Below are 14,444 nucleotides of genomic sequence, written 5' to 3'. Positions count from 1 at the left end.
CGCCGACGCGCTTTAGACAGGTTCGAAGACAATGACGCGCCGATCCGGATCGGCCGAAACAAGCCTTAGCGTCAGGCCATCGCCCTGCCTGAACCCTGAGGCCTTCACATTCGCAACGACAGGCATGTCCGAGAGCTGAACGCGCGCACGCTGATCACCGACGTCGGTGACGACGGCCTTGAATGTTTCACCCACGCGCCCCCTCAGCATCACCGCCTCGGCAAGGTCGATGGCCGCGTGGTTGATTTGCGAGGCGCGGGCGCCTGCGCGGCCCATCACCTTCGGCAGTCTGGAAAACGCCTCGTTAACACTTGCGGCACCGGCTGGCCGTTGACGATGGCCAGCACGCAGCGCACGACATAGCGATCGGCCAGCCGCCTCAGGGGTGCGGTGGCGTGGGCATAGGTCGCGGCCATCGCCTCGTGCCAGGGGACAACGCCTTCCTCATAGGGCTGGTAGGACGCACCGGAGCCGGCGCGGCGGATTTCCAGCATCAGCGCTGCCTGTTGCATGTTGGCAGGATCGAGGGTTCGCTGATAGTCGGGCAGGCTGGTCGAAGGAGGCCAGGACAGGCCTAAGGCCCGTGCCGCGCTGCGCAGTCTTTGCACTTTGGAAGCATCGGGCGGCGCCATCACCCGGAACAAGCCGGTCCGGTGTGCCAGCATGGCGTCGGCAATCGCCATGTTGGCGGCCAGCGAAAGTGCTGCGTTGTCTTGCTCGGATTGCAGCAGCGGTCTGAACGCAAGCTGGAACGTGCCATCGGCAAGCTGTTCCACCTCCTGCTCGGGCGGGTCGACGCGCGAAGCGCCGCGACGGTCTTCGGCCGCCGCCATGCGCCGCGCGATTTCGGCGAAGCCGACTGGGACGTCGGCGGCCTGCACGCTGTCATAGGCGAGCTTGGCGCGGCTTTGAATGATTGCCCGCTCCGCGCCATCCAGCCTTACCGCTCCGTCGTCGACGATCCGGACCGTGAAGATGACAGCCGGACGCGGACCGCCGGGTAGCAAGCTCGCGGCGCCCTCGGCAAGCACCCGGGGATAGAGCCCGGCCTTGCCGTCCGGCAAATACAGGGTTTCGCCTCGCGCCCAGGCTTCGCGATCCACCGCGTCGCCGTCCGCGACGAACCAGGCTACGTCGGCAATCGCATAGTGCAACAGAAGGTCGCTACCGCTCGCTTCGATCGAAAACGCTTGGTCAAGATCGGTGGAAGCCGCGGGATCGAGCGTCACGAAGGGCATCGCCGTGCGGTCGGCATGCTGGTCGGGCACGCGCCTGGCCGCCGTCTGTGCCATGGCCATTACATCAGGGGGAAATGCCTCCGGCACATGGAACTCGGTGCGGATTTTCGCGAGGCCGGTAGCGAGTGCCTGCGAGGGATCGTTCAACGATTTCATGGCGCCGTCCTACACCGGCGTTGCGGGCACGGGAAGGTGGTTTTGCCGGCAGTTGGCCGACCATGGGCAGGCATGAGCGCGGAACGGAAGTTGACCGCCAGCGCTGGAACCGTCGCCGGAGCGCAACGTTTCTTCCTCTGTCAGCAAAGGAGGTGCCGATATGCCTGCAACCTCAAAAGCACAGCAAAAGGCCGCTGGAGCAGCCCTGTCGGCCAAGCGCGGCGAGACCAGGAAGAGCGAACTTCAAGGCGCGTCGAAGTCGATGTACAATTCGATGAGCGAAAAACAGCTCGAGGAATTCGCAGAGACCAAGCGCAAAGGCCTGCCGGAGAAGAAATCGGCAGACTGAAACCTTGAACCGAGTCGATAAACAAAGCCCGTGGCCGAAACCACGGGCTTCTTCGGTTCAGGCCAAGCCCGAAACCCCTGACGTCACCAGCAGCGCTTCACCTTGTAGCGGATGACCTTCTTGTGGCCATGCCGCCAGATGACCTTCTTCTTCACCACGACATGGCAGGTCTGACGATGCTTGTGGCCCTGCCAATGCTTGGCCATCGCTGGCTCGGGCACGGCGATCGACATCGTCCCGGCCAGGACGGCTGCACCGACCAACGAGAGGAAAAACTTCTTCATGCGACTTCGGGCTCCTTTGGCTCCAGTCCCTTCCTAAATGCCGTCGGCGCAACAACCTCCCGCCGCATCCGGCACGGCACTCAACGCCAAAGACGTGATATGGTTGCCGGGCCCAACGCCAGCGACGCGCTTGACTCTGCTCAAATCTCCGTTTAACGAGCGCACCAACACCGGGCCGCAATGCCCGGTTGTTTCTTTTGCATGGCAAGCGCGGGAAAGCAGGTTTATCGTTTCCTGGGTTTTGTCTAGACTGACGTGTCCCGTGGGTTTTCCGCCGCGTTGCGTGGGAAAACCCTGTCAGGCCTCGAAAACGGAGGCCAGAGGAGGGCGCGTTTCCTTCACCCGGACCATGAGGCTCCGGGTGGTTTGTTTTGAAAGGGAATGCGATGAGCAAGCGCGAATCCGCGAAGTACAAGATCGACCGCCGTCTCGGCGAAAACATCTGGGGCCGCCCGAAGTCCCCGGTCAACAAGCGTGAATACGGCCCCGGCCAGCACGGCCAGCGCCGCAAGGGCAAGCTTTCCGATTTCGGCCTGCAGCTGCGCGCCAAGCAGAAGCTGAAGGGTCACTATGGTGATGTCTCCGAAAAGCAGTTCCGCAAAGTCTATGAAGAGGCTGATCGCCGCAAGGGCGACACCTCCGAGAACCTGATCGGCCTGCTCGAGTCGCGTCTCGACGCGGTCGTCTACCGCTCCAAGTTCGTGCCGACCATTTTCGCGGCTCGCCAGTTCGTCAACCACGGCCACGTCAACGTCAACGGCAAGCGCGTCAACATCGGGTCGTACCGTTGCAAGCCGGGCGATGTCGTCGAAGTGCGGGAAAAGTCGAAGCAGCTGGTCATCGTGCTGGAAGCGGTCGGCCTCGCCGAGCGCGACGTGCCGGACTATATCGAAGTCGATCACAACAAGATGGTCGCGACCTTCTCGCGCATCCCCGGCCTGGCCGATGTTCCGTTCGCCGTGCAGATGGAGCCGAACCTGGTCGTCGAATTCTATTCGCGCTAAGCGATCGCTTTTCTGCGATACTGGAAAGGGCCGCCCGTCGAGGCGGCCTTTTCTTTGTCGGCCATGTCCGCTAATCCGGCACTCTCGGCTATGGAAAGCGACAAGCCATGAACATGCTGGCAGACATCGAAACAGTTGAACCGATTGCTGAAGGCGGCTTCCATCCGCTGTTTGCCGACGTGCCGTCTTCCGTCGAGTTCAACAAACTGCGCAAGCGGCTGTTGCGGTTGACCCGTCAGGCGGTCGAGGATTTCGCCATGGCGAGGCCCGGCGACCGCTGGCTGGTGGCCTTGTCCGGCGGCAAGGATTCCTACGGGCTGCTGGCCGTGCTGCTCGATCTCAAATGGCGCGGGCTGCTGCCGGTCGAGCTGCTGGCCTGCAATCTCGACCAGGGCCAGCCGAACTTTCCGAAGCACATTTTGCCCGACTACCTCGATGCGCATGGCATTGCCCATCGCATCGAGTATCAGGACACCTATTCGGTGGTCACCGACAAGCTGCCTCAGGGCAGCACCTATTGTTCGCTGTGCTCGCGGCTGCGGCGCGGCCATCTCTATCGCATCGCGCGCGAGGAGGGCTGTTCGGCGCTGGTGCTCGGCCACCACCGCGAGGACATTCTCGAAACCTTCTTCATGAATCTAATCCATGGCGGCCGCCTTGCCGCCATGCCGCCAAAGCTGCTCAACGACGACGGCGACGTCATGGTGCTGCGGCCGCTGAGCTACTGCGCCGAGGTCGATCTGGAAAAATTCGCCGCCGCGATGAAATTCCCGATCATTCCCTGCGATCTCTGCGGCAGCCAGGAAGGCCTGCAGCGCAACGCCATGAAGGCGATGCTGGACGATATGGAAAAGCGCATGCCGGGCCGCAAGGATACGATGCTGCGCGCGCTGTCCAACACCAGGCCGTCGCATCTGCTCGACAGAAAGCTGTTCGACTTTGCCGCCCTCAATGGCAGCCTCAGCACAGGACAAGACATTTCCGATGATATTTGACGACCAAGCGATCGACTGGCTGGCCGAGCTTCTCGCCGATGCAGCCAAGGCCGAAATCATGCCACGCTTTCGCCGGCTGGGCGAGGGCGACATCAGACAGAAGACCTCGGCTGCCGACCTGGTGACCGAGGCCGACATCAACGCCGAGCGGCTGATCACGGCCAGGCTGCGCGAGCGCTATCCCACGGCGATGATCGTCGGCGAGGAAGCCTGTTCCGACAATCCGGCGCTGCTTCAGGGGCTCGGTGATGCCGACCTCGCCTTCGTCGTCGACCCGGTCGACGGCACCTTCAACTTCGCCTCCGGCGTGCCGCTCTTCGGCGTCATGCTGAGCGTCGTCGTCAAGGGCGAAACCGTCGCCGGTATCATCCATGACCCCGTAGGCCGGGACTGGCTGATCGGCGCCAAGGGCGCCGGCAGCCATATCCGCCATGCGCATGGCGCGCTGGAGACGGTGCATGTCGCCGATGCCGTGCCGATCTCGCAGATGACCGGCTCCGTCTCCTGGCAATATCTGGCGGAACCGCAACGCTCGCTCTTGGCGCGCAACCAGACCAAGACCCTATCGCAGTTCGGCTATCGCTGCGCGGCACATGAATACCGTCTTCTGGCCAGCGGCCATGCCCATTTCGTCGTCTACAACAAACTGATGCCGTGGGACCATCTGGTCGGTGTGCTGATCCACGCCGAGGCCGGCGGCTACACCGCGCGGATCGACGGTAGCGCCTATCTGCCCTCGCATATCGACGGCGGCATTCTTGTCGCCCCGGACAAGGAAAGCTGGCAGGAGTTGCGCAGGGAACTCTGGGCGCAATAGTCGGTCCAACTGCCGGTAGACGCTTTCGTCAAGTATATTGGCTCTGTTATAGTGGTCCAATCGCTCGCGAAGCCGGAGCCGCGAAATGAAACATCGGTCCGCAATTGTCGCAACGGCACTTGCACTTGCCCTGGTCGCCTGCGCCACTGAGGCACGATCGCAGGAGCGCGCGTGTCGTAGCCCCGATCCCATCGACACCATCGACGAAATGTTCGACGCGATCTTTGCCTGTTGGCAGCCGCCGCCTGGAAGTGCTGGCCTGACCCTGACGCTGAGTTTTTCAATTCGCAAAAACGGCACGCTGATGGGCAAACCGCGCGCCACTTTCTCCCATATGGGAGATGATGCCTCGCTCAACCGGGTCTTTGTGTCATCCATGCTCGAAGCTCTCGACAAGGCTCTGCCGATGCCTCTTTCGGACAGCATGGGTGGCGCCATCGCAGGGCGCCCGCTGTTCCCTCGTTTCATGGCAGTGATTGGCGGCGCATCCTGAAACGCGTCGCTTGAAGGTGGCTGCGGTCTGAGACAAATAAAACTCGTAGCGCAGAACAGTTGCTCAATGCAGGTCGGTGACGTGCCCTGAAATGGGTGGGTTGTGCGGCTGGAACATCTTGCCGCGCTCGGCGATCAGGATCATCAGGAGGGCCGCGACCGAGACGCTGCAGAAGCCGGCGGCAAGCGGCGTCACCGTGCCGTTGAAGGCCTGGCCGATCAGCGTGCCGAGGATGCCGCCGAGAAAAGTCTGCATGAAGCCCAGGATGGACGACGCGGTGCCCGCCAGTTGGCCGAGCGGCTCCATCGCGAGCGCGTTGAAATTGGCGCCGAGCGCGCCGAACGGGAGCATCGCGCTGGCGAAGAAGGTGATGAACAGCCAGAGTGGCATCTTCATTTGAAGCGACACGGTGAGCCAGGCAAGGCTGATCACCAGGAACAACAGCAGTGCGCTCTGCGACAGGCGGCGCATGCCGATGCGGCCGACCAGGCGCGAGTTGAGGTAGTTCGAAAAAGCGAGAACGCCGGCGACACCCGCGAAGATGACAGGAAACAATTCGCCGACATGAAAAATGTCGACATAGATCTGCTGTGCGGAGGCGATGAAGCCGAACATGGCGGCGAAAATAAAGGTGCTGGCAAAGGCGTAGCAAAGCGCCATGCGGTTGGTGAGCACGATGCGGAAACCACCGACGACGGATGAGACTGTCAGCGGCCGGCGGTACTCCGGATGCAGCGTCTCCGGCAGCCGCAGCAGCGACCACGCCGACACGATCAGCGCTCCGACGGCCATGGTGACGAAGATCCAGTGCCATGTTGCGAACAGCATGATGACCTGGCCGATCCCGGGCGCGATCACCGGGATGGCCATGAACACCATGAAGATCAGAGACATCACCTCGGCCATGCGCCGACCGTCGAACGTGTCGCGCACGATCGAGACGGCGATGACGCGGGTCGCCGCCGCACCGATGCCTTGCACCAGCCGGCACAGCAGCAGGACGGCGAATGACGGGGCGATGGCGGCAGCTGCCGCCGCCACGACATAGATCGCCAGCCCGGCAACGAGCGGCGCGCGGCGCCCGAACCGGTCCGAGATCGGTCCGAAGAAAAGCTGTCCGCCACCGAAGCCCAATATATAGGCGGTGATCACATACTGGCGGTGGTTTTCATTCTCAACGCCAAGCGTGGCGCCGATTTGCTGCAGTGCCGGCAGCATGATGTCAATGGCCAGCGAGTTCAACGCCATCAGTGCCGCGCACAGCGCGATGAATTCCCAGCGCGGAATAGGCAATTTGCGTGCCTGTTGCGGCGCTTTTGCTGGCTGGTCCACGGCGGGTCCGATCTTCAAAACGAATATGCGCCGGCATGCCGGCGCATAAGTTCGTCCTCACTCCGATAGGGGGAGGTAACATTTTGCCGGGGCGGGGCTGCCCCGTCTCAACTCAGAATCAGGCTGTCGCTTTGACGCTGACGCCCTTGTCGACGAGCAACGTCTGCAACTCGCCTGCCTGGAACATTTCGCGGATGATGTCGCAGCCGCCGACGAATTCGCCCTTGACGTAAAGCTGCGGGATCGTCGGCCAGTTCGAATATTCCTTGATGCCTTGGCGCAGTTCGGCCGAGGTCAGCACGTCGACGCCCTTGTAGTCGGCGCCGATGTAATCGAGGATCTGGACGACCTGGCCGGAAAAGCCGCACTGCGGAAAACCGGGCGTGCCCTTCATGAAAAGGACGACGTCGTTGCCCTTCACTTCGCTGTCGATGTAGTCGTTGATGCCGCTCATGAGATATCCTTTCACGCCTGTGGGAGTCAGGCTCGAAGCATAGCCATCAAATAAACCCATAGATGGGCCGAAACAAGATGTTTGCGCCGCCGTCGCGGAAATGGCGCAAAGGATCGCCTGTCTTGGGCCAAGCATCCGAGCCGATTGCAGCCTCCGGGACATGATGAAAAGACGATATGGCGCCGCCCTTCCGATCGCCATCCTGCTGGCGGCGATTGCCGTTGTCTGGTGGCCGAGACGCCCGGAGCCGCCGCCACTGGTCATTGGCGGTGACCTGCCCGCGTCTTGCCGGAATGTCGCCTTCGAGGCGGTGACCTATGTCGTCTGCGAGATCGATCTTCGCGCCGACAGCATCGGTGTTTTCCACGCCAGCGCCGATGGCAAGCCTTTTGGTTCGCTCGAAGCCTTCGACAAGGCGGTTGCGGGCGAGGGGAGGCCGGTGCTGCTCGCCATGAATGGCGGCATGTATCACGAGGATTTGTCGCCGGTCGGCCTGCTGGTCGAGAACGGCAGCGAAAAGTCACGGCTCAATCTTGCCGACGGCGAAGGCAATTTCTTCCTGAAACCGAACGGCGTCTTTCTGGTGGGCAATGACGGCAAGGCGGCTGTCATGGAAAGCAACGCCTATGCGGTCACCAAACGCGATGTTGCCTTCGCCACGCAGTCCGGCCCGATGCTGGTGATCGATGGCGTGCTACATCCGCGCTTCGAGGCGAATGGCACCTCGCGCTACATCCGCAACGGCGTCGGCGTGCGCGATGAAAACACCGTTTTGCTGGCGATCTCGCGGTCTGAGGTCAGTTTCGGCAGCTTTGCGCGGCTGTTTCGCGACGCGCTACAATGCCGCAACGCGCTGTTCCTCGACGGCGCGGTTTCCGCGCTGTCGGATGGGAAAAGAATGATCGTCGGCGGAAAATACCCGGCGGGCCCGATCATCTCAGTGTCGGCGAAGCCGATCACGTCAGTGTCGGCGAAGCAGCCGCAGAAACAGTAGGCCAGTCTGGCTTCAGTCCGGCACGCTGGTCTGCAGGGCCAGCGCGTGCAGCACGCCGCCCATATTGCCCTTCAGCGCATCATAGACCATCTGGTGCTGCTGGACGCGGCTCTTTCCGCGGAAGCTTTCGGCCACCACTTCGGCTGCATAGTGATCGCCGTCACCGGCGAGGTCGCGGATCGTCACCTTGGCGTCCGGAATGCCGTCCTTGATCAGTTTTTCGATGTCGTGGGCATCCATTGCCATGGCAAAATCCTGTTCTGGGCGGCTAGGCACGAGTGACTCGGACGGCAGCCTAAAGCCTTTCTGGTCCGGGTTGAAGCCGTTCTGTCGGCGACGCAGTGTCTAAGGGCCATCCTGCCGCGGGTGAACCACACCATCTTCTGTAATGTCGTCGCGGGTCGAGAACCCCCGGCCAAGGCTGAACACCAGGACATAGAGCGGGATGTTGAGCGCCAGGGTGATAATCGGGAGATAGCTGGTCATCTGCCACAAGGGCGAAAAGAATGGTTGGCCATAGCCGTCGCAGATCAGCGATGACCCGTATTCCCACAGCGCGCCGGTAATGACCGCAATGGCAAATAGCTTGATGCAGGTGGCGACATGCCTTGCGCGCGCCGGGTTCGGCAAAAGGCGGCTCCACAGCACAAGGCAGACGATGGGAATCGCATAGATCAGGCTCTGCAAAGCCAGCATCGGCAGTGTGCCATTGGCCGCCTCAAGGAACTGGTCACGCCTTTCCAGCAGCGGACAGACCTCGCTCGAGGTCGTCGACAGCAGGAAAAAGACGAACGGCCCGAGGAACCAGAAGAAGAACAGCGACGGCCAGAAGACGACTGCGATCAGCGTCCGGGCTGCCAGGCTGGTCAACTGGACTTGTCCATGAAGTTCGGGAACCAGCCTTCGTGGGCGGCGGTCAATTCGCTGACCGGGATCGCCCTGGCATCGCCGAGCTTCAGTTCGTTTCCACCGGTCGAGCCGATCCATGGCGCAAAGATGCCGAGCTTGCTCTGTTCGTCGCGGATGGCGTCCCATTCCTTGCTCTGCGGATCGACGGACAGCGTCAGGAGGTAGCGGCCCTGGTCTTCGCCGAACCAGACCGGGATCGGGTCGGTGCCGGCGAGCCCCGGAATGGTGGCGCCGATGCCGGACGCCATCGCCATTTCGGCCAGGGCTATCGCCAAGCCGCCATCGGAAAGGTCATGCGCCGCGGTCACGACGCCCGACGCGATCAGCGCGCGCACGTGGTCGCCGACGCGCTTTTCATGGGCGAGGTCGACGGATGGCGGCGGCCCGTCGGTACGGCCATGGATGTCCCTGAAATAGGCGGACTGGCCGAGATGGCTGCCCCAGCTTGCGGGTGCGCCGACCAGCAGGATCATCTGGCCCTCGGCGGCAAAGCCGATACGGGTCATCTTCGACCAGTCGGCAATCAGCCCGACGCCGCCGATGGTCGGCGTCGGCAGGATGCCCTGGCCGTTGGTTTCATTGTAGAGCGAGACATTGCCCGACACGATCGGGAAGCCGAGCGCGCGGCAGGCATCGCCAATGCCTTTCACCGCGCCGACCAGTTGGCCCATGATCTCAGGCCGTTCCGGATTGCCGAAATTGAGGTTGTCCGTCGCCGCCAGCGGCAGCGCGCCGGTGGCGGTAAGGTTGCGCCAGCATTCGGCCACAGCCTGCTTGCCGCCTTCATACGGGTCGGCCTCGCAATAGCGCGGCGTCACGTCGGAGGAGAAGGCGAGCGCCTTGGTCGGATGGCCTTCGACGCGCACAACGCCGGCGTCGCCGCCCGGAAGCTGCAGCGAATTGCCCTGGATCAGCGTGTCGTACTGCTCCCACACCCACCGGCGCGACGACAGGTCCGGCCCGCCGAGCAGTTTCAACAGCGCATCGGCGACATCGGCCTTCGGCGCATCGCCGGCGGCAAGCGCCGCAGGCTTCTTCGGCTCGACCCAGGGGCGGTCATATTCCGGCGCCTTGTCGCCAAGGTCCTTGATCGGCAGGTTGGCGACCTCGTCACCCTGGTGAATGACGCGGAAGCGCAGATCGTCGGTGGTCTTGCCGACAATGGCGAAGTCGAGGCCCCATTTGTGGAAGATCGCCTCGGCTTCCTTTTCCTTCTCCGGGCGCAGCACCATCAGCATGCGCTCCTGGCTCTCCGACAGCATCATCTCATAGGCGCTCATGCGCTCTTCGCGCACCGGCACCTGGTCGAGGTGAAGCTCGATGCCGAGGTCGCCCTTGGCGCCCATCTCGACCGCCGAACAGGTGAGGCCGGCCGCACCCATGTCCTGGATGGCGATGACGGCGCCGGACGCCATCAGTTCAAGGCAGGCTTCGAGCAGGCATTTTTCGGTGAAGGGATCGCCGACCTGCACGGTCGGGCGCTTCTCGTCGATCTTGTCGTCGAACTCGGCCGAGGCCATCGTGGCGCCGCCGACGCCGTCGCGGCCGGTCTTGGCGCCGAGATAGACGACCGGCAGGCCTACGCCCTTGGCTTCCGACAGGAAGATCGCATCGGTCTTGGCGAGGCCCGCGGCAAAGGCGTTGACCAGGATGTTGCCGTTGTAGCGGGCGTCGAAATTGACCTCGCCGCCGACCGTCGGCACGCCGAACGCATTGCCGTAGCCGCCAACGCCGGAAACCACACCGCTGACCAGGTGCCTGGTCTTGGGATGGTCGGGTGCGCCGAAGCGCAGCGCATTCATCGCCGCAATCGGCCGCGCGCCCATGGTGAAGACATCGCGCAATATGCCGCCGACGCCGGTCGCCGCACCCTGGTAGGGCTCGATGTAGGAGGGATGGTTGTGGCTCTCCATCTTGAAGACGACGCAGTCGCCATCGCCGATATCGACCACCCCGGCATTCTCGCCCGGACCCTGGATGACCTGAGGCCCGGTGGTCGGTAGCGTGCGCAGCCATTTCTTCGAGGATTTGTAGGAGCAGTGCTCATTCCACATCGCCGAGAAGATGCCGAGTTCGGTAAAGCTCGGTTCGCGCCCGACTAGGTCGAGGATGCGCTGGTATTCGTCGGGCTTCAGCCCATGCGCGGCGATGAGTTCCGGGGTGATCGGCACGGAATTGGAAATGGTCATGGGCGGCGATTGATGTCCATGGGAGAGGGGAATTTGAGTCCCCTCATATCGCAAGCTTTGGCGTGATACACCCCATTGGATGACGAAAAACGCCGGAAAACCACAGGGCGACGATGGTAGCGGGGAGCCGCTGGGGAACGGTATGGCATCCCGGCCGTTAGGCCTCAAACCAATCAGGAGATTTCGACATGGCCACCAAGCAAGGCAAGAAAGACAATCGCCTCTCCGACAAGGAGGCCATGCATATTGCCGAGACCACCGACGTTTCGCCCAAGCAGGCCAAGGACCTGGCCGAGAAGCACGGCAAGGACAAGGGCGCGAAGGAAGCCAAAAACTTCAAGGCAGAGGGCTGAACCTGAGATCGGTACGCAGGGGCACGGTTTAGCGCCAACGATTCAGGACGAACTGTCGTAGCCGGCGCGGCCTTCCTCCAGCAGCCGCCGGATCACCGCGACGCCGCCGGTGATGTCCTCGCGCCGCCTTGGCTGCGAGACGCCGAAACGCACGCCGTGAAAAACCTGCTCGGAACGCCCCGCCTTGAACTCGTCCTCGTCGTCGAGGAGCACGCCATTTTCGAGGCATGCGCTCCTGAAAGTGCCGGACAGCCAGGGATCGGGCAGCGTCAGCCAGACGAAGGGCACGCTGCCGTGTGACTTGAAGGCGAAACCCGCCAGTGTCTCGCGCACGATGGCGATGCGGGCGGCAATTTCGGCAATGCTGCGTTTGCGGATATCGCCAGCCTGCCCAGACAGCACCAGCCGCGCATTCACCTCCGCCAGCAGGAACGGCATCCCGCCGGTCATCATCTTGTGGGCGACGCGGATGCGATGGCGATAGGCGGGCGGGCAGGAGAGCCAGCCGCCGCGAACACCTGCCGCGACCGATTTCGACAGACCGCCGGCGACAATGGTGCGCTCGGGCGCATATTCGGCGATGAGCGGCGTCGGATCTTCGGTCAGGCCGCCATAGAGATCGTCCTCGATGACGATGACATTGTACGCGCGCGCGACGCGGGCGATCGCCTCGCGGCGCGAAACCGACAGGATCGCCAGCGTCGGGTTCTGCACCGTCGGCATCAGGAAAATCATCTTCGGGTGCTTTTGCGCGCAGACGCGTTCGAAATCCTCGGGATCGAGGCCTTCCACGTCCGATGCGACAAGTGCAATGCGCCGCCCGATCAGCCCGGCGCTGCGGGCGATCTGCGAATAGGTGAGGTGCTCGAAGGCGACATAGTCGCCCGGCGTGGTCAGCGCCGCGATCGCCGCCATCACCGCGGCATGTGTGCCAAGCGTGGGAACGATGGTGTCGGCCGCCGGACGGAACGAATTGCGCGACAGCCAGCGGGCGCCAGCCTCGAACCAGCGCTCCGGAAAATCCCTAGTGTAGCTCGAAATCTCGTGCGGGTGATCCTGCACCGTGCGCGAGAGCATGTCAGCGACAATGGCGCCCTGGCCGATGTCGGGCGCGGCAGTGCTGTCGAAACGCAGCTTGCCGGGCGGTGCATCGACATAGCGCGTGCCTTGCACGGCCGGCTCGGCGAATTCGGGTGACGCCGCTTCCGATTGCTGCGCCAGCACATAGGTCCCGCGTCCGACTTCGCCGCTCACCAGCCCGCGTTCGCGCAGCAGCTGATAGGCCCGGCCGATCGTGCCGACCGTCGTGCCGATGTCATAGGCGAGATCGCGCTGCGGCGGCAATTTTGCCCCGGCATCGATAACGCCCTTGTCGATGTCCGACTCGATGCTGCCGGCAAGGCGCTGGTAAAGCGGGCCGGAACCGATGGTGAGGTCAGGGACCCAATTTGTCATGGTGACAATTCTGTATATTGCACCAGATCGGGTGTCAATGCATATCAGAACCGTACCAAGATGGGTACAATTTGCAAGGTTGGCAGAAAGACAATGGATACAATCGAGACAATCCACTGCGCGGGCATTGAATTGGTCGGGCCGCGCCCGTCCAGCCGGCGAGGCTTTGTCGGCCGGATCGTGCATGTGGTCAGATCGCTGGCGCGATGGATCGACGTGCTGATCGAGCGCCGTCGCGGCCGCCTGGCTTTGCTCGAAATGACCGACGAGCAGCTCAGGGACATCGGTGTGTCGCGTGACGACGCTCACCGCGAAGGCATCAGGCGATTCTGGGACTAACTTGTAGTCTGGTCAGCGGCGTGTGCCCGGAGCCCTGAGGCGTGAGACGCCCCTATCGGCAAGCACGGCGAGGATGCACAGCACCAGGAAAACACCGGTGACGGCCAGCGCCGCAAGGGCGACGTTGGCCGCGCCGTTTTTCGCAACGTCGAGGAACGGGTAGGGCACTTCGCCTGCGATCGGTGCGCGCGCCAGCGAATAGGCGAGATAGGCGATCGGATAGGCCATCCACCACGAAATGTCGCTCCAGCGTGTCCTGCCGTCAGCGCCTGCAACAAGCCACCACAGCACGAACAGCACCGGCGTCACATAGTGCAGCAGCACGTCACAGAGCAGGAACAGCCCCTGCGGCTGCCAGAGCTGCGCCAGAACTGTCGCGTAGACGATGAAGACCAGGGCGATGGAAGCCGCCACGCCCGCCCGCATCCGCGGCCCGGCAAAGGCCGGCAGCCAGGCGTAGCCCGAAGGCGACAGCAGCGAGACATGGACCAGCACTGCACCGATGTTGGTCAGGATGGTGAAGAAGCTGAACAGAAAGACGATGGAGCCGAGAAAACTGCGGCCGGCTTCCATCGATGCCGGGATGGTGATGCACGCTTGCAGGACAAGCCCGGCCAGACCGATGATCAATCCCGCAAACTGCAGGAAGCGGCCCATGGCGTCAGGCGGCCGCGTTGCAGGAGGGGTTGCCCGTTTGCCAGCGCGCAATGTCGGATCCGATGCGCGCGCCGAGCGGATCGTCCATCAGCGGACCGAACACGTCGACGCGGCTGGAATTGCCTTGCGCCTGGACGACCAGCAGCGGCTTGCCGCCATAATGCTTGGCCGGCACCAGCAGGAAGCGGGGCGTGCCGCTGAACGAATTCAGCTCATTGGCCATCTGATAGGATTTGAAGGCGGGATCCTTGCTGGCGATCCAGCATTTGTGGGCCGATATCGCTACCTGTTCCATGGCCAGCAGCGAAGCGCTCTTGCCCGTGGGGACCGGCGCGCTCTTCGGGCTGGACTGGCAGGACGCCAACGCCAAGCCGGCAGCAGCCAGGGGACCTAGGCGAACAATCGTCAGTCTCATGGTCAACCGCC

General features: G+C 63.0%; 19 protein-coding genes. 8 read left to right on the top strand and 11 right to left on the bottom strand.

All coding sequences use genetic code 11. The features are described 5' to 3' along the window. Positions 1–12: 12 nt before the first annotated feature. Together NKJ58_RS03635 and NKJ58_RS03630 are read right to left on the bottom strand one after the other, a co-directional pair. A complete protein-coding gene (locus NKJ58_RS03635; protein WP_352560858.1) occupies positions 13–276 on the bottom strand; it encodes a hypothetical protein in 264 nt (87 codons plus the stop codon). Beyond that, a complete protein-coding gene (locus NKJ58_RS03630; RefSeq protein ID WP_352560696.1) occupies positions 276–1,394 on the bottom strand; it encodes a ribonuclease catalytic domain-containing protein in 1,119 nt (372 codons plus the stop codon). The genes NKJ58_RS03635 and NKJ58_RS03630 overlap by 1 nt, the downstream gene beginning before the upstream one ends. A gap of 160 nt (positions 1,395–1,554) precedes the next feature. On the opposite strand from NKJ58_RS03630, the gene NKJ58_RS03625 reads away from it, so the two are divergent. After that, positions 1,555–1,743 (top strand): DUF3008 family protein, encoded by a 189-nt coding sequence (locus tag NKJ58_RS03625; RefSeq protein ID WP_023684876.1) that lies wholly within the window; start codon positions 1,555–1,557, stop codon positions 1,741–1,743. An 83-nt stretch (positions 1,744–1,826) separates the two neighbouring features. Here the strand turns inward: NKJ58_RS03625 and NKJ58_RS03620 are convergent, their stop codons facing one another. Continuing rightward, positions 1,827–2,027 carry a hypothetical protein gene (locus NKJ58_RS03620; protein WP_023690200.1) on the bottom strand — a complete coding sequence of 67 codons (201 nt, stop codon included), beginning with the start codon at positions 2,025–2,027 and terminating at the stop codon, positions 1,827–1,829. Positions 2,028–2,413: 386 nt separating this feature from the next. Between NKJ58_RS03620 and rpsD the strand changes: the two genes are divergently transcribed. The 4 genes from rpsD to NKJ58_RS03600 all read left to right on the top strand — a co-directional run bounded on the left by rpsD (position 2,414) and on the right by NKJ58_RS03600 (position 5,336). Continuing rightward, positions 2,414–3,031, top strand: a complete 618-nt coding sequence (gene rpsD / locus NKJ58_RS03615) for a 30S ribosomal protein S4 (protein ID WP_023669107.1) — start codon at positions 2,414–2,416, stop codon at positions 3,029–3,031. A 107-nt stretch (positions 3,032–3,138) separates the two neighbouring features. Then, the gene (gene ttcA, locus NKJ58_RS03610; protein WP_023739392.1) at positions 3,139–4,026 is read left to right on the top strand and encodes a tRNA 2-thiocytidine(32) synthetase TtcA; all 888 of its coding nucleotides are present in this window, start codon (positions 3,139–3,141) and stop codon (positions 4,024–4,026) included. Beyond that, a complete protein-coding gene (locus NKJ58_RS03605; RefSeq protein ID WP_023726924.1) occupies positions 4,016–4,843 on the top strand; it encodes an inositol monophosphatase family protein in 828 nt (275 codons plus the stop codon). The genes ttcA and NKJ58_RS03605 overlap by 11 nt, the downstream gene beginning before the upstream one ends. Before the next feature lie 85 nt (positions 4,844–4,928). Then, a complete protein-coding gene (locus tag NKJ58_RS03600; RefSeq protein WP_352852779.1) occupies positions 4,929–5,336 on the top strand; it encodes a UCP034077 family protein in 408 nt (135 codons plus the stop codon). Positions 5,337–5,399: 63 nt separating this feature from the next. On the opposite strand, the gene NKJ58_RS03595 is transcribed toward NKJ58_RS03600, so the two are convergent. Continuing rightward, complete coding sequence (locus tag NKJ58_RS03595) at positions 5,400–6,668, bottom strand: multidrug effflux MFS transporter (protein ID WP_023697568.1); 1,269 nt, start codon at positions 6,666–6,668, stop codon at positions 5,400–5,402. Between the two features lie 118 nt (positions 6,669–6,786). Continuing rightward, complete coding sequence (gene grxD / locus NKJ58_RS03590; protein ID WP_023669102.1) at positions 6,787–7,122, bottom strand: Grx4 family monothiol glutaredoxin; 336 nt, start codon at positions 7,120–7,122, stop codon at positions 6,787–6,789. Between the two features lie 160 nt (positions 7,123–7,282). Here grxD and NKJ58_RS03585 point away from each other — a divergent pair, with 160 nt between their 5' ends. Next, positions 7,283–8,116, top strand: coding sequence for a phosphodiester glycosidase family protein (locus NKJ58_RS03585; protein ID WP_023684882.1), 834 nt, complete (start codon positions 7,283–7,285; stop codon positions 8,114–8,116). Between the two features lie 12 nt (positions 8,117–8,128). Here NKJ58_RS03585 and NKJ58_RS03580 read toward each other — a convergent pair whose 3' ends face one another. The 3 genes from NKJ58_RS03580 to purL form a co-directional block, all read right to left on the bottom strand. After that, positions 8,129–8,362: a BolA/IbaG family iron-sulfur metabolism protein gene (locus NKJ58_RS03580; protein ID WP_010909092.1), complete on the bottom strand. Its 234-nt coding sequence runs from the start codon at positions 8,360–8,362 to the stop codon at positions 8,129–8,131. A gap of 99 nt (positions 8,363–8,461) precedes the next feature. Next, a complete protein-coding gene (locus NKJ58_RS03575; RefSeq protein ID WP_023684883.1) occupies positions 8,462–8,986 on the bottom strand; it encodes a hypothetical protein in 525 nt (174 codons plus the stop codon). Beyond that, complete coding sequence (gene purL / locus NKJ58_RS03570; protein WP_023819432.1) at positions 8,983–11,214, bottom strand: phosphoribosylformylglycinamidine synthase subunit PurL; 2,232 nt, start codon at positions 11,212–11,214, stop codon at positions 8,983–8,985. The genes NKJ58_RS03575 and purL overlap by 4 nt, the downstream gene beginning before the upstream one ends. 188 nt (positions 11,215–11,402) lie before the next feature. On the opposite strand from purL, the gene NKJ58_RS03565 reads away from it, so the two are divergent. Continuing rightward, positions 11,403–11,567, top strand: coding sequence for a hypothetical protein (locus NKJ58_RS03565; protein ID WP_023669098.1), 165 nt, complete (start codon positions 11,403–11,405; stop codon positions 11,565–11,567). A 42-nt stretch (positions 11,568–11,609) separates the two neighbouring features. On the opposite strand, the gene NKJ58_RS03560 is transcribed toward NKJ58_RS03565, so the two are convergent. Beyond that, positions 11,610–13,022: an aminotransferase-like domain-containing protein gene (locus tag NKJ58_RS03560; protein WP_352852778.1), complete on the bottom strand. Its 1,413-nt coding sequence runs from the start codon at positions 13,020–13,022 to the stop codon at positions 11,610–11,612. 93 nt (positions 13,023–13,115) lie between these two features. Here NKJ58_RS03560 and NKJ58_RS03555 point away from each other — a divergent pair, with 93 nt between their 5' ends. Beyond that, entirely contained in the window at positions 13,116–13,361 is a 246-nt protein-coding gene (locus NKJ58_RS03555; RefSeq protein WP_352811669.1) for a DUF1127 domain-containing protein, read from the top strand. A 12-nt stretch (positions 13,362–13,373) separates the two neighbouring features. Here the strand turns inward: NKJ58_RS03555 and NKJ58_RS03550 are convergent, their stop codons facing one another. Together NKJ58_RS03550 and NKJ58_RS03545 are read right to left on the bottom strand one after the other, a co-directional pair. Further along, positions 13,374–14,018, bottom strand: coding sequence for a Pr6Pr family membrane protein (locus NKJ58_RS03550; protein ID WP_352811768.1), 645 nt, complete (start codon positions 14,016–14,018; stop codon positions 13,374–13,376). A 4-nt stretch (positions 14,019–14,022) separates the two neighbouring features. Then, on the bottom strand, positions 14,023–14,433 hold the full coding sequence (locus NKJ58_RS03545) for a hypothetical protein (protein WP_023669094.1): 411 nt from the start codon (positions 14,431–14,433) through the stop codon (positions 14,023–14,025). Between the last annotated feature and the right edge of the window lie 11 nt (positions 14,434–14,444).

The organism is Mesorhizobium sp. M0139 (genome assembly GCF_040322455.1).
Lineage (GTDB): Bacteria > Pseudomonadota > Alphaproteobacteria > Rhizobiales > Rhizobiaceae > Mesorhizobium.
This window is presented reverse-complemented; position numbering and strand designations above follow the sequence as displayed.